The 18,293-nt window shown below is 73.2% G+C and carries 15 protein-coding genes; 13 read left to right on the forward strand and 2 right to left on the reverse strand.

The window, feature by feature from the left end; translation table 11 throughout:
* Positions 1–30: 30 nt before the first annotated feature.
* Entirely contained in the window at positions 31–1,707 is a 1,677-nt protein-coding gene (locus KW83_RS00190; protein ID WP_036172844.1) for a formate--tetrahydrofolate ligase, read from the reverse strand.
* Positions 1,708–1,814: 107 nt separating this feature from the next.
* Between KW83_RS00190 and KW83_RS00195 the strand changes: the two genes are divergently transcribed.
* From KW83_RS00195 to KW83_RS20835, 6 genes are all read left to right on the forward strand, one after another.
* Complete coding sequence (locus KW83_RS00195) at positions 1,815–2,774, forward strand: 2-hydroxyacid dehydrogenase (RefSeq protein ID WP_036172847.1); 960 nt, start codon at positions 1,815–1,817, stop codon at positions 2,772–2,774.
* Positions 2,775–2,887: 113 nt separating this feature from the next.
* Positions 2,888–4,234, forward strand: coding sequence for an FAD-dependent monooxygenase (locus KW83_RS00200; RefSeq protein WP_051928062.1), 1,347 nt, complete (start codon positions 2,888–2,890; stop codon positions 4,232–4,234).
* Positions 4,235–4,450: 216 nt separating this feature from the next.
* Positions 4,451–6,484, forward strand: a complete 2,034-nt coding sequence (locus tag KW83_RS00205; protein WP_036172850.1) for an NADH:flavin oxidoreductase — start codon at positions 4,451–4,453, stop codon at positions 6,482–6,484.
* A gap of 1 nt (position 6,485) precedes the next feature.
* Entirely contained in the window at positions 6,486–7,721 is a 1,236-nt protein-coding gene (locus KW83_RS00210; protein ID WP_036172853.1) for an aromatic ring-hydroxylating oxygenase subunit alpha, read from the forward strand.
* 56 nt (positions 7,722–7,777) lie between these two features.
* Positions 7,778–8,827 (forward strand): hybrid-cluster NAD(P)-dependent oxidoreductase, encoded by a 1,050-nt coding sequence (locus tag KW83_RS00215; protein ID WP_235191329.1) that lies wholly within the window; start codon positions 7,778–7,780, stop codon positions 8,825–8,827.
* A 140-nt stretch (positions 8,828–8,967) separates the two neighbouring features.
* Complete coding sequence (locus tag KW83_RS20835) at positions 8,968–9,132, forward strand: hypothetical protein (RefSeq protein ID WP_161785427.1); 165 nt, start codon at positions 8,968–8,970, stop codon at positions 9,130–9,132.
* Positions 9,133–9,188: 56 nt separating this feature from the next.
* Here the strand turns inward: KW83_RS20835 and KW83_RS00220 are convergent, their stop codons facing one another.
* Positions 9,189–10,307 carry an acetoin utilization protein AcuC gene (locus tag KW83_RS00220; RefSeq protein WP_036172858.1) on the reverse strand — a complete coding sequence of 373 codons (1,119 nt, stop codon included), beginning with the start codon at positions 10,305–10,307 and terminating at the stop codon, positions 9,189–9,191.
* A 168-nt stretch (positions 10,308–10,475) separates the two neighbouring features.
* On the opposite strand from KW83_RS00220, the gene KW83_RS00225 reads away from it, so the two are divergent.
* The 7 genes from KW83_RS00225 (at position 10,476) to selD (ending at position 18,289) form a co-directional block, all read left to right on the forward strand.
* A complete protein-coding gene (locus KW83_RS00225) occupies positions 10,476–10,949 on the forward strand; it encodes an NUDIX hydrolase (protein WP_051928065.1) in 474 nt (157 codons plus the stop codon).
* Positions 10,950–10,977: 28 nt separating this feature from the next.
* Entirely contained in the window at positions 10,978–11,364 is a 387-nt protein-coding gene (locus tag KW83_RS00230) for a DUF1178 family protein (RefSeq protein ID WP_036172861.1), read from the forward strand.
* 70 nt (positions 11,365–11,434) lie between these two features.
* Positions 11,435–12,100: an ABC transporter ATP-binding protein gene (locus KW83_RS00235; protein WP_036172864.1), complete on the forward strand. Its 666-nt coding sequence runs from the start codon at positions 11,435–11,437 to the stop codon at positions 12,098–12,100.
* A complete protein-coding gene (locus KW83_RS00240) occupies positions 12,100–14,469 on the forward strand; it encodes an ABC transporter permease (RefSeq protein WP_161785446.1) in 2,370 nt (789 codons plus the stop codon). Before KW83_RS00235 ends, KW83_RS00240 begins: the two co-directional genes overlap by 1 nt.
* Complete coding sequence (locus tag KW83_RS00245) at positions 14,459–15,514, forward strand: lipocalin-like domain-containing protein (protein ID WP_036172867.1); 1,056 nt, start codon at positions 14,459–14,461, stop codon at positions 15,512–15,514. Before KW83_RS00240 ends, KW83_RS00245 begins: the two co-directional genes overlap by 11 nt.
* A complete protein-coding gene (locus tag KW83_RS00250) occupies positions 15,507–16,064 on the forward strand; it encodes a pyridoxamine 5'-phosphate oxidase family protein (protein WP_036172870.1) in 558 nt (185 codons plus the stop codon). The genes KW83_RS00245 and KW83_RS00250 overlap by 8 nt, the downstream gene beginning before the upstream one ends.
* A gap of 41 nt (positions 16,065–16,105) precedes the next feature.
* Positions 16,106–18,289, forward strand: a complete 2,184-nt coding sequence (gene selD, locus KW83_RS00255) for a selenide, water dikinase SelD (RefSeq protein ID WP_051928067.1) — start codon at positions 16,106–16,108, stop codon at positions 18,287–18,289.
* Positions 18,290–18,293: the final 4 nt, after the last annotated feature.

Consider the following 18,293-nt stretch of genomic DNA (forward strand, 5'->3'; position numbering starts at 1 on the left):
GCGCATTCTCCGCGAAAATCCGGCGGCGCATCAGAACAGGCCCTCGACCTCTCCATCCGCGTTCAGGCGGATGGACTGGGCGGCGGGGGTGCGGGGCAGGCCCGGCATGGTCATGATCTGGCCGCAGATCGCCACCACGAAGCCCGCGCCGGCGGACAGGCGCACCTCTCTGAGCGGGATCGTGTGGCCGGTGGGCGCGCCGCGGATGGAAGGATCGGTGGTGAACGAGTACTGCGTCTTGGCCATGCAGACCGGCAGCGACCCGTGGCCGGCCCGTTCCCAATCGGCAAGCTGGGCGCGGATCCGCGGATCGGCCGACACGCCGTCGGCGCGGTAGATGCGGCGCGCGACGGTCTCTATCTTTTCCATCAGCCCCATGTCGTCGGGGTAGAGCGGGGCGAAATCCGCCGTGCCGGCATCGGCGAGTTCGGCCACGCGGGTGGCCAGCGCCTCTGCCCCCTCGCCGCCCCGGGCCCAGTGGTGGCACAGGATCGCCTCTGCCCCCTGCCCGGCCACGTAATCGGTGACGGCGGCGATCTCTGCCGGCGTGTCGCCGTCGAAATGGTTGATCGCCACCACCACCGGCACGCCGAAGCCGCGGACGTTCTCCAGGTGCCGTCCGAGGTTGGCGCAGCCCTCTTTGACGGCGGCCACGTTCTCTGCCCCCAGGTCCGCCTTGGCCACGCCGCCGTTCATCTTGAGCGCGCGGATGGTGGCCACCAGAACCGCGGCCGCGGGCCTCAGCCCGGCCTTGCGGCACTTGATGTCGAAGAACTTCTCTGCCCCCAGGTCGGCGCCGAACCCGGCTTCGGTCACCACGTAGTCGCAGAGCTTGAGCGCCGCGCGCGTCGCGGCGACGGAGTTGCAGCCGTGGGCGATGTTGGCGAAGGGCCCGCCGTGGACGAAGGCCGGCGTGTGTTCCAGCGTCTGCACCAGGTTCGGCTGCATCGCGTCGCGCAGCAGGACGGTCATGGCGCCGTGGGCCTGAAGGTCGCGGGCGGTGACGGGGGACCTGTCGCGGCGGGCGGCGACGATCATGTCGCCCAGCCGCCGCTCCAGGTCGTCCAGATCGGCGGCGAGGCAGAGGATCGCCATGACTTCCGACGCCACGGTGATGTCGAACCCGGTCTCCCGCGGGAAGCCGTTGGAGACGCCGCCCAGCGACGTGGTGACCTGGCGCAGCGCGCGGTCGTTCATGTCCAGCACCCGCCCCCAGGTCACGCGGCGGGTGTCGATCTGCAACTCGTTGCCCCAGTAGATGTGGTTGTCGATCATCGCCGCCAGAAGGTTGTGGGCGGCGGTGATGGCGTGCAGATCGCCGGTGAAGTGCAGGTTCATGTCCTCCATCGGCACGACCTGCGCGTAGCCGCCCCCCGCGGCACCGCCCTTCATGCCGAAATTCGGACCCAGCGACGCCTCTCTGATGCAGATCATCGCCGACTTGCCGATGCGCGACAGCCCGTCGCCCAGGCCCACGGTGGTGGTGGTCTTGCCCTCACCGGCGGGGGTCGGGTTGACCGCGGTGACCAGGATCAGCCTGCCGTCCGGGCGGTCGGACAGGCTGCCCAGGAACCGGCGCGAGACCTTCGCCTTGTCGTGGCCGTAGGGGATCAGATCCGCCTCCGGTATCCCCAGCGCCGCGCCGATCTCCCGGATCGGCCTCACTGGCGCGGCGCGCGCGATCTCTATGTCCGAGCCCTGGCCCATCGACGCTCTCCCCCTGTCTCCGCCCGCCTTGGAGCCTGCCATGGGACGGCGGGTCGTCCCGGACTATTTGCGACGCTATAGATGTCCCCAACGGCGAGCGAGTCCCGATGCCCAGACCCAGATCCAGACCCAGGATCCTGCTGACCCGGAAATGGCCCTCTGCCTGCGAGGCGCGGCTGGCCGGCGATTTCGACGTGACGCTGCGCCAGGACGACACCCAGATGACCGCGGCCGAGATCCGCGCCGCGATGCAGAGCCACGATGCGGTCTGCGCCACGGTGACCGACCCGATGGGGGCGGAGGCCTTCGCCGGCGGGACGCGGGCGCGGATCGTGGGCAACTACGGCGTCGGCGTGAACCATATCGACCTGGGGGCCGCCAGGGCCGCGGGGGTCGCGGTGACCAACACCCCCGACTGCCTGACCGAAGCCACCGCGGATCTGGCCGTCACGCTGATGCTGATGGTCGCGCGCCGCGCGGGAGAGGGCGAGCGCGAGCTGCGCGCCGGCGGCTGGACCGGCTGGCGGCCCACGCATCTGGTCGGGCGGGGTCTGCGCGGCAAGGTGCTGGGCGTCGTCGGCATGGGCCGGATCGGCCGGGAGGTGGCGCGGATCGCGCGCGACGGTTTCGGGATGCGGGTGGTGTGGTGGAACCGGTCCGATGTCGGGATGGCGGGGCGAATGGACAGTCTGGCCGCGCTGATGGCGGCGGCGGACGTGGTGTCGCTGCATGTTCCGGGGGGCGCGGAGACCGACGCGATGATCGGCATGGCGGAGCTGGAGGCGCTGGGACCGGCGGGGATCCTGATCAACACCGCGCGGGGCACGGTGGTGGACGAAAGCGCGCTGGTCGCGGCGCTCCGGCAGGGCCGGATCGGCGGCGCCGGGCTGGACGTCTACGCGCGCGAGCCGCAAGTGCCCGAGGCGCTCCGCACGCGTGAGGACGTGGTGCTGCTGCCGCATCTGGGCAGCGCCGTGGCGGAGGCGCGCGTGGCGATGGGCATGATGGTGGCGGATGCGCTGGACGCGTTCTTCGCCGGGCGCGAGGTCGCAACGCGCGTGGCCTGAGCCGCCGGCCGGCCTTTGGGCGGACGGGTCAGGGGCGCATCGGCAACCGGGGGGCCGGACCGGCGCGCGTCCGGGTGGCGGGCCTCGACCGAGGTGGGAACGGAGGGGCGGAATTGGAGCGGTCGATCGAGATTGCCGGCGCCGGGATCGGCGGGCTGGCGGCGGCGCTGGCGCTGGCGCGGCGGGGGCACGCGGTGCGCGTCCTCGAACGGGCCGGCGCCCTGGGCGAGATCGGAGCCGGCGTGCAGCTGTCGCCCAACGCGATGCGGGTGCTCGACGCGCTGGGTCTGGGCGCCGCCATGAGGCGGATCGGCTCGGCGCCCGCCTTCGCCGCGATCCGCGACGGGCGGAGCGGTGCGACGCTCTTCGCACCGGCGCTGGGGGCCGCCTGCACGGCGCGCTACGGGGCGCCCTATCTGCATGTCCACCGCGCCGACCTCCACGGGGTGCTGCTACACGCGGCGCTGGCCGCCGGCGTCCGGGTCGAGACCGGGACGGCCGTGACGGGCTACGGCCAGCGGGACGGGGCGGCCTGGTTGGTGACGGCCGGGGACGGGCGCGGCGCGCCGGGGGCGGCGGGTGCCGGCCCGGCGGCATCGCAGGGCGCGCCGGGACCGCGGCCCGCCCTGCCGGGGCGCAGCGGGGACGCCGCATCGGGGCCGGGGGCGCGGCGGGCGGATATGGTGATCGGGGCCGACGGGCTGCGCTCTGCCCTGCGGCGGCAGATGCTGGGCGGCGACGCGCCCCGGTTCACCGGCCAGGTGGCCTATCGCGCGGTGCTGGACGCAGAAGGCGCGCCGCCGGTGGCGCCGGGGGCCACGGTCTGGATCGGGCCGGGGCGGCACCTGGTGAGCTATCCGCTGCGCAGCGGCCGGGCGGTGAACGTGGTGGCGGTGGAGGCCCGGGAGGATTGGCGCTGCGAAAGCTGGGTCGAACCGGGCGATCCCTGCGCGTTGCGCCGCGGCTTCGCCGGATGGTGCCCCGAGGTCGCGGCGCTGCTGGCGCGGGTCGAGACCTGCCATCTGTGGGCGCTCTTCGACCGCGCACCGCTGCCGCGCTGGTCGGAGGGGCGCGTGGGGCTTCTGGGCGACGCCTGCCACCCCACCCTGCCCTTCATGGCCCAGGGCGCGGCCATGGCGATCGAGGACGCCTGGGTGCTGGCCGATGCGCTGGAGGGCCGCACGCCGCAAGACGCGCTGAAGGCCTACGAATGCGCGCGCAAGCCCAGAACCAGCCGGTTGCAGAAGATCGCGCGGCAGAACGGCGCGCTCTATCACCTGTCCGGGCCGCTGGGGGCGGCGGGCGTGCGCGCCCGGCTCGGTCTGGCGCGGCGGCTGCCTGTCGGGCTGCAGCTCGCGCCGCTCGACCGCGTCTACGGATACGACGCGACGCGGGCGGTCCCCCCGGGGGACGGAGGTCCGGGGGCGCTTGCCCGCCGGCATGTCTCGCCCGGCGGGTGACCGGCCCGGACCGGCGGAACGGGCGGCCGGGCGGGAGTGCCGGCACCGATCGGCCGCGCGCAGGTGGCGGCGGCCGGAGCCGCCTCCGGCAGGGGACGCGGGAACGGCGCGCGGACAAGGTCGCAAACCCGAAGCCGAATGTCGCAGTGCGGCAAATGCCGGGCGGCGATCGGAGGCAAAAGCGCGCCATGCCCTTCGGCGCATCAAGGCAGCCCCATGTCCCGCGACCCGCTTCTGCAACCGTTCGACCTGAAGCACCTGCGGCTGAAAAACCGCCTGATGACCACCAGCCATGAGCCCGCCTATACCGAGGACGGGATGCCCAAGGCGCGCTATCGCGCCTATCACGCGGCCCGCGCGAAGGGCGGCGTGGCACTGACCATGACCGCCGGATCGGCCAGCGTCAGCCGCGACAGCCCGCCGGCCTTCGGCAACGTGCTGGCCTGGAAGGACGAGGTCGTGCCCTGGCTGGCCGACCTGGCCGACGCCTGTCACGAACACGGCGCGGCGGTGATGATCCAGCTGACCCATCTGGGCCGGCGCACGCGCTGGGACCGGGGCGACTGGCTGCCCTCGGTGTCGCCCGGCCACGCGCGCGAGCCCGCGCACCGGGCCAGCCCGAAGCTGATCGAGGACTGGGACATCGACCGGATCGTGCGCGACTGGGCCGACGCGGCGGCGCGGATGCAGGCCGCCGGGCTCGACGGGATCGAGATCGAGAGCTACGGGCATCTGATGGACTCGTTCTGGTCGCCGCGGCTGAACGGGCTGGAGGACGGCTATAACGGCGATCTGGACGCGCGGATGCGGTTTACCCGAGAGGTGCTGGCCGCGGTGCGCGACCGGGTCGGCAAGGATTTCGTGGTCGGCATCCGCTACACGGCGGACGAAACCGCGCCCGGCGGCATCACCGAGGACGAGGGGCTGGAGATCTCACGCCGTCTGGCGGCCTCCGGGCAGGTGGATTTCCTCAACGTCATCCGCGGCCGGATCGACACCGACCCGGACCTTGTGGACGTGATCCCGGTGCAGGGGATGCCAAGCGCGCCGCATCTGGATTTCGCCGGACGGGTGCGCGCGGCCACGGGCCTGCCGGTGTTCCACGCCGCGCGCATCCCGGACGTGGCCACCGCCCGCCACGCGGTGGCGACCGGACAGCTCGACATGGTGGGGATGACGCGGGCGCATCTGGCCGAGCCGGAGATCGTCGCGCGCATCATGGAGGGGCGCGAGGACCAGATCCGGCCCTGCGTCGGCGCGACCTACTGTCTCGACCGGATCTACCAGGGCGGAGAGGCGCTGTGCATCCACAACGCCGCCACGGGGCGGGAACTGACCATGCCCCACACGATCCCGGCGGCGGTTGCGGCGCGGCGGGTGGTGGTGGTGGGTGCCGGCCCCGGCGGGCTGGAGGCCGCGCGGGTGGCCGCGGCGCGCGGCCACGAGGTGACGCTGTTCGAGGCGGCGGCCCGGCCGGGCGGGCAGATCCGGCTGACCGCGCGCTCTGCCCGCCGGCGCGAGATGCTGGGGATCGTGGACTGGCGGATGGCCCGGCTGGAGGCGGCCGGCGTGGCCTTCCGCTTCGGGACCTGGGCCGAGGCCGGGGACGTGACCGCCCTGGAGCCGGATGTGGTGATCGTGGCCACCGGCGGCTATCCCGATACCTCCGTGGTCGCGGGTGCCGAGCTGGCGGTATCGGCCTGGGACATCCTGTCGGGCGACGTGGCACCGGGCAGCGAGGTGCTGATCTACGACGAGGCGGGCGATCACGCGGGCCTGCAGGCCGCCGAGGCGATCGCCGCGGCGGGCGGCGCGGTCGAGATCATGACGCCGGACCGCACCATCGCGCCCGAAGTCATCGGCATGAACCTGACCCCCTACATGCGCAGCCTGCAAAAGGCCGGTGCGGTGTTCACCGTGGCCCAGCGCCCGCGCGCGGTGCGGCGCGACGGCAACCGCCTGGCGGTCGCCATCGACAGCGACTACGGACCGCTGGGGCTGGAACGGGTTTTCGACCAGGTGGTGGTGAACGCGGGCACCCTGCCCATTGCCGAGCTCTATTTCGACCTCAAACCCGACAGCCGCAACCTGGGCCGGGTCGATCACGCGGCGCTCATCGCCGGGCGCGCGCAGGCGCTTGCCCCGAACCCCGCCGGGCGGTTCGACCTCTACCGGATCGGCGATGCCGTCGCCGCCCGCAACACCCATGCCGCAATCTACGACGCGCTGCGTCTGTTGAAGGATATCTGACATGAGCCTCCAGTCCGAGATGCTCTCGCACCTCATGCGCCGCAAGCCGGGCCATTCGCTGCCCCGCGCGCTCTATACCGATGCGGACATGTTCCGGGTGGACATGGAGACGATCTGGTACCGCGACTGGCTGCTGGTCGGCGCGGAATGCGAGCTGCCCCGGCCGGGCGCGACCATGACGCTGGACGTGGGCGAGTATTCGGTGATCGTGGTGCGCGGCGGCGACGGCGCGGTGCGCGCGTTCCACAACGTCTGCCGGCATCGCGGCTCGCGGCTGTGCAAGGCCGGCAAGGGGATGAGCCCCAAGCTGGTCTGCCCCTACCACCAGTGGACCTACGAGCTCGACGGCCGGCTTCTGTGGGCCCGCGACATGGGCGCGGAGTTCGACGCGGGCGCCCACGGTCTGAAGCCGGTGCACTGCCGGGTGGCCGGCGGGGTGGTGTTCATCTGCCTGGCCGATGTGCCCCCCGCCATCGACGCCATGGCCGAGGCGGCGGAGACCTACGCCCGCCCGCACGGTCTGGCGGACCTGAAGCTGGCCCATGAGACCACCATCGTCGAGGACGGCAACTGGAAGCTGGTGATGGAGAACAACCGCGAGTGCTATCATTGTTCGGGAAGCCATCCCGCGCTCTGCGTGTCCTTCGACGACAACCCCAACATCGCCGGGGACGGATCGGGTGTGGGGGATCCGGCGATCGAGAGCCATCTGCGGAAATGCGAGGCCGCGGGCCTGCCGGGGCGGTTCCGCATCGCCCCCGACGAGCAGTGGCGCTTCGTGCGGGTGCCGCTTCTGGGACGTGCGGTCAGCTACACCATGGACGGCGGCCCGTCCTGCGAGAAGCTGGTCGGAGAGGTGCCGATCCGCGATGCCGGCAGCCTGCTGTTCTTTCACTACCCCAACAGCTGGAACCATTTCCTGTCGGATGTGGTGATGCTGTTCTCGATGATGCCCATCGGGCCGACCGAGACCGCCGTGACGACGAAGTGGTTCGTCCACAAGGACGCGCGGGAGGGCGTGGATTACGATCTCGACCGGCTGACGACGGTCTGGATCCAGACCAACGCCGAGGACCGCTCGGTCGTGGAGGGCAACCAGCGCGGCATCGCCTCGCCCGCTTATGAGCCCGGCCCCTACAGCACGGTTCAGGAGTCTGGCGTGCGCCAGTTCGTGGACTGGTACGCGCGCACCATGACGGCGCGCCTGACGGGCCGCGCGATGGTGGCGGCGGAGTAGACGATTTTTCTTCGAAAAATCGGGCCTCCGGCGGGGATATTTCTGGAAAGATGAAGATGGACGGGATCTGGACCGACGACGAGCCCCTGGAATGCACGATGGTGATCCCGGAGGCGCCGGGGGTGCGGACCTTCGCCTTCCGCCCGCCGTCGGGGCGGCTGTTCGACTACCGCCCCGGGCAGTTCCTGACCTTCGAGCTGCCGGTGCCGGGGGGGCCGGTCTTTCGCACCTATTCGATCTCGTCCAGCCCGTCGCGGCCGCAGGCGCTGTCGGTCACCGTCAAGGCGCAGGAGGGCAGCGTCGGCACGCGCTGGATGTTCGACCATGTCGCGCCGGGCGTGCGGCTCCGCGCGAGCGGTCCGGCGGGCACCTTCGTGCTGGGCGATCCGGAGGCCAGGTATCTGTTCATCTGCGCCGGGTCGGGCGTCACGCCGATGATGTCCATGGTCAGCTATCTCTACGACCACGGCCGCCAGCCGGACGCGCATCTGATCGTCTGCGGGCGGCGGCCCACGGACCTGATCTTTCCCACCACCCTGACCCATATGGCCGGGCGGGTTCCGGGGCTGCGGCTGTCCTTTGCCGTGACGGAGGAAGAGAGATACAAGGTCTGGACCGGCTACAAGGGGCGTCTGAACCAGATCATGCTGGGCCTCATGGCGCCCGACTACCTGGAGCGCGACGTCTACTGCTGCGGCCCGGAGAGCTTCATGACCATGGTGCGGGAGGCACTGACCTCCATGGGATACGACATGGCGCGCTATCGCCAGGAGAGTTTCGCCGCCCCTGCCCTGCTGGCCGAGGACGTGCCCCAGTTCGACGACGTCGCCCCCGAGGAGGCCGCCACGGCGGAGGTGGCGTTCATGCGGACGGACATGCGCATCGCGTGCCACCAGACCGACACGGTGCTGTCGGTGAGCCGGGCGCACGGCATGCGGATCCCGTTCGGCTGCACCTTCGGGGTCTGCGGCACCTGCAAGGTGCGCAAGCTCTCCGGCGAGGTGCACATGGTCCACAACGGCGGGATCACCCAGGACGATATCGACGCGGGCTATATCCTGGCCTGCTGCTCGCACCCCATGGGCGCGGTCGAGATCGACGCCTGAGCGCGGTTCCCCTGCGCGCGCGCCGGGGTCTGCGCGCAGGCGGGCCGGTCTTGTGCGCTGGCGCAGGGCAACTTCGGGCGCCGCGGGCCGTATATGTCCGCAAGCGCCCCGTCGGCGCCGCAGACAGCCAGGAGGTCGCCATGACCCGCATCACCGTTCTCATCCCCGCCGCGCTTGCGGCGCTGATCCTCGCCGGCACAGGCGCCGGCATCGCCCAGTTCGCCCAGGACGTCGCCTATCCCTCTGCCAATACCCACGCGACGCCACAGATGCAGGCCGCCTATCCGGACCTTTTCGCGGACTGACCGACGGACTGACGCGGCGCGGCGGCGGCCGGTATCGCCGAGCGCCGGACCCCGGTTCAGACCCAGGCCGCGGCGCGGGCGGTGAGGACGGCCACGCGCGCGCGGGTCTCGGGCGCGGGGGGGCCGTCGCGGGGCGGGTCGGCCAGGGTGGTCATCCAGCCTTCGGGCGGGGCCTTGCCCAGGCGGTGGCCGTCGAACCGCAACTCCCGGAGCACGGCCTGCGCCGCCGGCGGCAGCCGGTCCGGGATCTCCTGGCCGGAAAGCGTGGCCCAGATCCCGGTCCAGAGCCGTCCCACGGACCACGGGTTGTACCCCCCGCCGCCCAGCACCAGCAGGCGCGGGCTGAGCGGCATCAGCGCGCGCAGCACCGCCCGATGGGCGCCGTTGGACATGGCGAGTCGCGACAGCGGATCCTCCAGCACCGCGTCGGCGCCGCATTGCAGCACGATCGCGTCGGGGCGGTGCGCGGCCACCGCCGGCAGGATCACCGCGTCGCGGGCCAGGGCCATGTCGCCGTCATGGGCGCCCCGCGGCAGCGGCAGGTTCCAGACATTGCCCGCGCCGCGGTCGTCCAGCGCGCCGGTGAAGGGCCAGCGGCGCTCTTCGTGGGTGGACAGGACCAGCACCTCGGGCATGTCCGCGAAGGCGTGCACCACGCCGTCGCAATGGTGGGCGTCGATGTCGACATAGGCGACGCGGCGGGCGCCCGCGTGGCGCAGGCTGAGGATGCCCAGCACCGGGTCGTTGAGATAGCAGAAGCCGTTGGCGCGGTCGGGCAGCCCGTGGTGGGTGCCGCCGCCGGGGTTGTAGATCCGCCCGCCGTCGCGCAGCAGCGATCCGGCCATGATCGACCCGCCGGCGGCCGTCGCGGGGCGGCGGAAGACCTCCGGATAGACCGGGTTCGACGCGGTGCCCAGCCCGTGCCTGCGGCGGACCGCGTCGGTGACGGTGCCCTCGGCCTCGGCGCGCTGCAGCGCCGCGACATAGTCCGGGTCGTGCCAGGCGGTGAGCGCCGCGGGCCGTGCGCGGGGAGAGGTCAGGTAGCGGTCCGCGGTAAGCCAGCCCAGCGCGCGGGACAGGTCCATGACCGTCGGCACGCGGGGTATGCGCAGGGGGTGGGCGGGTCCGTAGCTGGAGCCGCGGTAGATCTCTGACCCGATGAAGCGCGCGGTCACGCCGCCGCCGGCGGGGCGGTCCCGGCAGGGCCGATCCGTCTGCCGGCGGGATGCGTCATCGGGCGGGTTTGCGCATTAACCGAAAATTTCCAATATTGAGCCACTTGCATTATGTATGTTGTGTGGATGAACGCGACGCAGCTGACAAGTCGCGGCAGGAGGTCGAGAATGGGGCAGATTGTCTCTCACGGCGGGGGAACCCGCCTTTCGGACCTGGGCAAGCGCGACATGCGGGCCCAGTTCGCGGCGCTGTGCTGGCGGCAGCGCGACGACAAGATCGAGGTGCTTTTGATCACCTCCCGCGACAGCGGGCGCTGGGTGATCCCGAAGGGCTGGCCGATGCAGGGCAAGGCGCCCCAGCAGGCCGCCGGGATCGAGGCGCTGGAAGAGGCCGGCGTGCGGGGCATCGTGTCGGAACGCGCGGTCGGCGTGTTCACCTATCTCAAGGAGATGGCGGACGGCGTGCTTCCGGTGCTGGTGGCGGTGTTTCCGCTGGCGGTCTCCAAGGTGCTGGGCGACTGGCCGGAGAAGGGAGAGCGGACGCGGCAGTGGATGACGCTGAAAAAGGCCGCGCGCACCGTGTCGGACCCGGAGCTGGCGCGGATCCTGTCCGATCCGACCCTGCCCAAGCTGCTGAGGTGACCCGGGGCGCGGCGGCAGGGGGGTTGCCGTGATCCGCTACACCCTGCGCTGCGCCGCGCGCCACGATTTCGACGGCTGGTTCCGCTCGGCCGAGGCTTTCGAGGGGCTGCGCGCGCGGGGCGACGTGGTCTGCCCGGAGTGCGGGTCCGCGCGGGTGGAAAAGTCGGTGATGGCCCCGCGTGTGGCCAGGGGCGACGACGCCGAGCATCCCATCGCGCGACTGCGCCGCCGGATCGAGTCGGAGGCCGACTACGTGGGCGACCGCTTCGCGTCGGAGGCGCGCGCGATCCAGGGCGGGGACGCGGCCGATCGCCCGATCTGGGGACAGGCCACGGGCGCCGACATCCAGGCCCTGGCCCGCGACGGCATCGCGGTGGCCCCCCTGCCCTTCGGTCCGAAAACCAAAATGCACTGAAGGGGGGGCCGCGCGCGACCCTTTGGCCGCCCCCCTGTCCGCCAAGGGCCGCGTGACATAAGTCCGTCCCATGTCCGAACCGCTCCTCTCCCTCGACGGCGTCGAGAAATCCTATCCCGGCGCCGAAGCCCCCGTGCCGGTCCTGCGCGGCGTGTCCTTCGACCTTGCCGGGGGCGAGACCCTGGCGCTGACCGGCGAGAGCGGGTCGGGCAAGTCCACGCTGCTGCATCTGGTCGGCGGGCTCGACACGGTGGACGGCGGCCGCATCCGCCTTGAGGGCCGCGACATCGCCGGCCTGGACGAGGCGGGCCGCGCCCGGCTGCGGCGCGAACGGGTGTCGGTGGTGTTCCAGCAGTTCAACCTGATCCCGTCGCTGGACGTGGCCGCCAACATCGCCTTCCAGGCGCGGCTTTCGGGCCGGCACGATCCGGACTGGACGGCGCGGCTGGCCGCCCGGCTGGGGCTGGAGGACCAGTTGCGGAAATACCCGGAGGATCTGTCCGGCGGGCAGCAGCAGCGGGTGGCCATCGGGCGGACGCTGGCGGCACGGCCGCGCCTGGTGCTGGCCGACGAGCCGACCGGCAACCTGGACGAAGAGACCGGCGGCCGGGTGCTGGATCTGATGCTGGAGCTGGTGGCCGAGACCGGCGCGGCGCTGCTCTGCGTCACCCACAGCCCGGCGCTGGCCGCGCGGATGGACCGGCGGCTGACCCTGACCGGGGGGCGGGTGGCGTGATCCGCGCGGGGCTGATGGCGCTTCTGTCGCACTGGCGGCGGCGTCCGTTCCAGCTGCTGACGCTGGTGGTCGGGCTGGCCACGGCGACGGCGCTGTGGTCCGGCGTGCAGGCGATCAACGCCGAGGCGCGCGCCAGCTACGACCGCGCGGCCGGCGATCTGGCGGGGGCCGCGCGGGAGACGCTGGAAAGCGACGCGCCGATCCCGCCCGCGCAGGTTCTGGCGCTGCGCCGCGCGGGCTGGCCGGTCAGCCCGGTGCTGGAGGGGCGGGTCGGCGCGCTCAGGGTCGTGGGGATCGATCCGTTCACCCTGCCGCCCGGCGACGTTCCGGGCGACGGCGGCAGTTTCGATCCGGCCTTCCTGGGCCCCGAGGGGCGGCTCATCGTGGCGCCGGGCGCAGAGGTGCCGGACGGCCTGCCGCCCGCCGTCCGCGCCGAAAGCGTGCCGCCCGGCACCGCCTACACGGACATCGCGACCGCGGCGCGGCTTCTGGAAGATGGCGGCTACACCCGGCTGATCCTGACGGGGCCGCCGTCGCTGACCGCGCCGCCCCTGACGGAGGTCGCCCCGGACCTGACCCGCCGCGCGCCGGACACCGGCGGCGCGGATGTGGCGCGGCTGACCGACAGCTTCCATCTGAACCTGACCGCCTTCGGGTTCCTGTCCTTTGCCGTCGGGCTGTTCATCGTGCGCGGCGCCGTGGGGCTGGCCTTCGAGCAGCGCCGCCCGATGATCCGCACGCTCCGCGCGCTGGGCATGCCGCGGGCCACGCTGACCGCCCTTCTGGGCATGGAATTGCTGATCCTGGCGCTGGTGGCGGGCGCCATCGGGGTGGCCCTCGGCTGGGTGATCGCCTCACTGCTGATCGGCGACGTCGCGGCGACTCTGCGCGGGCTCTACGGCGCGGAGGTGGCGGGCACGCTGACGCTGCGGCCCGCGTGGTGGCTGTCGGGTCTGGGGATCGCGGTGCTGGGCACCGGCGTGGCGGCGGCCGCGTCGCTGTGGCAGACGGCGCGGATGCCGCTTCTGGCGCCGGCGCGGCCCCGGGCCTGGGCGCGCGCCTCTGGCCGGGCGATGCGCTGGCAGGCGGGCGCGGCGCTGGTCTGCGGGGCCGTCGCACTTGCCGCGGGGATCGTCGGCGGCGGTCTGGTGGCGGGGTTCGTCCTGCTGGGCGGGCTGCTTCTGGGCGCGGCGCTGGCGCTGCCGCTGGTGCTGACGGCGGCCCTGTCGGCCCTGTCGCGCACGGCGCGCGGGCCGCGGGGAGAATGGTTCTGGGCCGACGCGCGCCAGCAGCTTCCGAGCCTGTCGCTGGCGCTGATGGCGCTGCTGCTGGCGCTGGCCACGAACATCGGCGTCGGCACGATGGTGTCGTCGTTCCGGCTGAGCTTTACCGGCTGGCTGGACCAGCGGCTGGCGGCAGAGCTCTACCTGCACGCCGAGACCGAGGACCAGGCCCGCGAGATCGAGGCCTATCTGGCCCCCCGCGTCGACGCGATCCTGCCGATCCGCTCTGCCGAAACCCGGCTGGCCGGCGCACCGGGAGAGGTCTTCGGCGTGGCCGATCACGCGACCTACCGCGACAACTGGCCGCTGATCGCCGACAGCCCGCGGGTCTGGGACCGGGTGGCGGCGGGAGAGGCCGCGCTGGTCAACGAGCAACTAGCCCGGCGCGAGGGCATCTGGCCCGGCGACCGCATCGCCATCGCCGGCCGCGACCTGCCCGTGGCCGGGGTCTATTCCGACTACGGCAACCCGCGCGGACAGGCGATGGTGGGGCTGGCGCTTTTCGACGCGCTGTTTCCGGACGCCCCCCGCACCCGGTTCGGCCTGCGCGTGCCAGAGGCCGAGGTGGCGGGCCTGGCCGGGGATCTGCGCGACCGGTTCGGGCTGGCCGACGACCGGCTGACCGACCAGGCGGCGATCAAGCGCGCCTCGCTTGCGGTGTTCGAGCGCACGTTCACGGTGACCGCCGCACTCAACGTGCTGACGCTGGGGGTCGCGGGGCTGGCGATCCTGACGTCGCTTCTGACGCTGTCGGGGATGCGCCAGCCGCAGCTGGCCCCGGTCTGGGCGCTGGGCATGACGCGACGCGCGCTGGCGCGGCTTGACCTCGCCCGGGCGGCGCTGCTGGCGGGGCTGACCTTTCTGGCGGCGCTGCCGGTGGGCATCGCGCTGGCCTGGGTGCTGCTGGCGGTGGTGAACGTGGAGGCGTTCGGCTGGCGGCTGCCGCTCTTCGTGTTCCCGCGCGACTGGCTGGTGCTGCTGGCGCTGTCGCTGGCGGCCGCGCTGGCCGCCGCGCTGATCCCCGCGCGGCGGCTGGCCCGGATGCCGCCCGCGCAATTGCTCAAGGTCTTTGCCCATGAACGCTAGACATCCCACCCGCCGGTCGCTGATCCTGTCGGCCCTGCCGTCGCTGGCATTCCCGGCGCTGGTCCGGGCGCAGACCTTCGCGCCGCTGGGACCCGCGGCGGGGGGCTTCGCGCAGCCGTCCCGCGACACGCGGCTGCGCTTTCCGGCCGATCACGGGCCCCATCCGGCCTTTCGCATCGAATGGTGGTACGTCACCGCCAACCTGACCGGACCGGACGGCACGGCCTACGGGGTGCAGTGGACGCTGTTCCGCTCGGCGCTGTCCACGGACGATGCGATTCCGCAGGCCTGGCTGGGCCACGCCGCGCTGACCACGCCGGACCGGCACCTGTCGGCGGAGCGGATGGCGCGCGGCGGCACCGGGCAGGCCGGGGTGACGGCAGAGCCGTTCTCGGCCCGGATCGACGACTGGGCGCTGGACGGGCCGTCGCTGTCGGACGTGACGATGACGGCCGCCGGGGCCGATTTCGCCTATGACCTGGCGCTGGCCACCGACAGGCCCTTCGTCCTTCAGGGAGATCGGGGCTATTCGCTGAAATCCGCCACCGGCGTCGCCAGCCACTACTATTCGCAGCCGTTCTACCGCGCCGAGGGGCGGTTGATCCTGCCGGACCGGGAGGTGCCGGTGACCGGGCTGGCCTGGCTCGACCGGGAATGGTCCTCTGCGCCGCTGGAGCCGGGGCAGCTGGGCTGGGACTGGGCGTCGCTGCACCTGGCGACGGGCGAGAAGGTCATGGCGGCGCAGCTTCGCCAGCAGGGGCGCGCGCCCTTCACCGCCGCCACCTGGATCGCCGCCGACGGCTCGCCCACGCCGATCCCCGACGGCGGCGTGACGCTGACGCCGCTGGAGACGGCCGAGGTGGCGGGCCGGTCGGTGCCGGTGCGCTGGCGGATCGCGCTGCCGGACCGCGGCCTGGACGTGGAGATCGCGGCGGTGAACCGCGAGGCGTGGATGGACCTGCTCTATGCCTACTGGGAGGGTCCGGTGACGATCGAGGGCAGCCACGCCGGAGTCGGATACCTGGAGATGACGGGCTATGAGTGACTGGACCAAGACGCTGGAGGGGCTGCGGTCCCGCGCCTGGGAGGGGCTGAGTGCGGGCGCCGGGGACGCCGGCCATCCGCTGCACACCTGCGCGCTGGCGACCACCGGGCCGGGCGGCGCGGCGGAGGCGCGGATGGTGGTGCTCCGCCGCACCGTCCGGGACAAGGCGCTGCTGGAGATCCACACCGACCGCGCGTCGCGCAAGGTGGCGGACCTGTCGGCGCGTCCGCTCGCCACCCTGCTCTTCTGGTGGCCGGACATGGCCCTGCAGATCCGCGCCCGGGTGCGGGTCAGGATCGTGACCGGCGCCGAGATCGATCCGGTATGGGAGGCGCTGTCCGCATCCGCGCGGCGGAACTACGGCGGCCGGCCGCCGCCCTCGACCCCCATGGCCGGGTCCGGGGACTACAGGGAGACGGCGGAGCGCGACCGGTTCGCGCTGCTGCGCGGCCATGTGGAAACGCTCGACCTGCTGCATCTGGGAACCGCGCACCGGCGCGCGGTCTACGACCGGCGGGACGGTTTCACGGGCGGGTGGCTGGCGCCCTGAGCGGCGCCGCGCTACAGCCGGTGGCCTGACACGGAGCGCCCATGCTGACCCCCTCCCTGCCCCTGACCCGAGACATCGTGCTGATCGGCGGCGGTCACGCCCATGCGCTGGTGCTGCGGCGCTGGGGGATGGATCCGCTGCCGGGCGCGCGGCTGACGGTCATCAATCCCGGCCCGACGGCGCCCTACACCGGGATGCTGCCGGGCTTCGTCGCCGGCCATTACGACCGCGACACGCTGGAGATCGACCTGGTGCGGCTGGCGCGCTTCGCCGGCGCGCGGCTGATCCTGGGACGGGCCACGGGGCTGGACCCGGCGGCGCGGGAAATCGCCATCGACGACAGGCTGATCGGGGCGCGGCGGATCGGCTATGACGTGGCCTCGCTCGACATCGGGATCCATTCGCAGATGCCGGACCTGCCGGGCTTTTCCGAACATGGCGTCGCCGCCAAGCCGCTGGGCCGGTTCGCGGCACGCTGGGCGGCGGTCCGGGATGGGGGTGACCCCATCGCGGTGATCGGCGGCGGGGTCGCCGGGGTGGAACTGGCGATGGCCATGCGCCACGGGACCTGCGGGCGGCCGGTGACGGTGATCGAGCGCGACCGGGCGCTGTCGGGACTGGGCCGCCGCGCCGCGGACCGGCTGCGGCGGGCGATGGCCGAAACGGGCGTGACGCTGATCGAGGGCGAGGAGGTGGCGCGACTGACGGCCCGCGCGGTGGTGCTGGCCGATGGGCGCGAGATCCCGGCCGGGTTCGTCACCGGCGCGGCCGGCGCGCGGCCCCACGGCTGGCTGGCCGAGACCGGGCTGCCGCTGCACCGGGGCTATGTGGCCGTGGACGAGACCCTTCGGACCGGCGATCCGGCGGTCTTCGCCGTGGGCGACTGCGCGCATCTGACCCACGCGCCGCGCCCCAAGGCCGGGGTCTTCGCCGTGCGCCAGGCGCCGGTCCTGCACGACAATCTGCGCGCGGCGGTCTCCGGCGGGCGGCTACGGCCCTACCGGCCCCAGAAGGATTACCTCAAGCTGATCTCCACGGGCGGCAGATCCGCCGTGGCCGACAAGTTCGGCCTGGCCTGGTCGGGGCCGTGGCTGTGGCGCTGGAAGGACCGGATCGACCGCCGGTTCATGGCGCGGCTGTCGGACCTTCCCGCGCCGCCCGCGCCCCGCCTGCCCGTCCCCCGGGCCGACGGGCTGGATGCCGCCGCGTTGCAGGCGCCCTGCGCGGGGTGCGGCGCCAAGGTCGGGCGCGGGGCGCTGGGGGCGGCCCTGTCGGGGCTGGCGCCGGCGGTCCGGAGGGACGTGGAGCGCGGCGCGGGCGACGATGCGGCGATCCTGCGCATCGGCGGCGTCGGCCAAGTCCTGACCGTGGACACGCTGCGTGCCTTCACCCACGACCCCGGCCTGCTGGCCCATGTCGCCATACTGCACGCGTTGGGCGATTGTCTGGCCATGGGCGCCCGTCCGCAGGCCGTGCTCTCCTCGCTCACCCTGCCGCGCCTGTCGCCCCGTCTGGAGGCGCGCACCCTTGCCGAGATCCTGCGCGCGGCAGAGGCGGCGCTGGCGGACACGGGTGCGGCCATCGTCGGCGGGCACAGCGCCACGGGACCGGAGATGCAGCTGGGCTTCGCCGTCACCGGCCTTCTGGACGGCGCCCCGATCCAGCTGTCGGGGGCGCGGCCCGGCGACGCGCTGATCCTGACCAAGCCGCTGGGCACCGGCGTCGTCCTGGCCGCGGAGATGGCGCTGACCGCCACCGGGCCGGAGGTCGCGGCCGCGCTGGCCGCCATGGCGGCACCCCAGCGGGCGGCGGCGCGGGTCCTGGGCGACGCGCGCGCCATGACCGACGTGACCGGCTTCGGTCTGGCCGGGCATCTGATGGGGATCTGCGAGTCCTCCGGCGTCGCGGCGGAGATCGCGCTGGATCGCCTGCCGCTTCTGCCCGGTGCGGCGCGGCTGCTGCGCGCGGGCGTGCGCTCGACGCTCCACGCCGCCAACCGCGATGCGGTGCGGGTGGAGGGGGCGCAGGGGCCGCTGGCCGAGATCCTCTACGACCCGCAGACCGCGGGAGGCCTGCTTGCCGCGGTGGCGCCCGACGCGGCGGCGGCGATGCTGGCGGACCTGCCCGGCGCGGCCCGGATCGGGCGGATCGCCGACGGCCCCCCTGCCCTGCGGCTGACCGGCGGCGCGCCGCGTGAAGGCCCGCCAGAACGCGGACCGGAGTGATCGC

The sequence above is a fragment of the Palleronia rufa genome (assembly GCF_000743715.1).
Taxonomy (GTDB): Bacteria; Pseudomonadota; Alphaproteobacteria; order Rhodobacterales; family Rhodobacteraceae; genus Palleronia; species Palleronia rufa.

Bases quoted from the DNA above. Each gene is read 5' to 3' on its own strand.
- KW83_RS00190 (WP_036172844.1), bottom strand. From the start codon at position 1,707: ATGGGCCAGGGCTCGGACATAGAGATCGCGCGCGCCGCGCCAGTGAGG.
- KW83_RS00195 (WP_036172847.1), top strand. From the start codon at position 1,815: ATGCCCAGACCCAGATCCAGACCCAGGATCCTGCTGACCCGGAAATGG.
- KW83_RS00205 (WP_036172850.1), top strand. From the start codon at position 4,451: ATGTCCCGCGACCCGCTTCTGCAACCGTTCGACCTGAAGCACCTGCGG.
- KW83_RS00210 (WP_036172853.1), top strand. From the start codon at position 6,486: ATGAGCCTCCAGTCCGAGATGCTCTCGCACCTCATGCGCCGCAAGCCG.
- KW83_RS00215 (WP_235191329.1), top strand. From the start codon at position 7,778: ATGGACGGGATCTGGACCGACGACGAGCCCCTGGAATGCACGATGGTG.
- KW83_RS20835 (WP_161785427.1), top strand. From the start codon at position 8,968: ATGACCCGCATCACCGTTCTCATCCCCGCCGCGCTTGCGGCGCTGATC.
- KW83_RS00225 (WP_051928065.1), top strand. From the start codon at position 10,476: ATGGGGCAGATTGTCTCTCACGGCGGGGGAACCCGCCTTTCGGACCTG.
- KW83_RS00235 (WP_036172864.1), top strand. From the start codon at position 11,435: ATGTCCGAACCGCTCCTCTCCCTCGACGGCGTCGAGAAATCCTATCCC.
- KW83_RS00245 (WP_036172867.1), top strand. From the start codon at position 14,459: ATGAACGCTAGACATCCCACCCGCCGGTCGCTGATCCTGTCGGCCCTG.
- KW83_RS00250 (WP_036172870.1), top strand. From the start codon at position 15,507: ATGAGTGACTGGACCAAGACGCTGGAGGGGCTGCGGTCCCGCGCCTGG.
- selD (WP_051928067.1), top strand. From the start codon at position 16,106: ATGCTGACCCCCTCCCTGCCCCTGACCCGAGACATCGTGCTGATCGGC.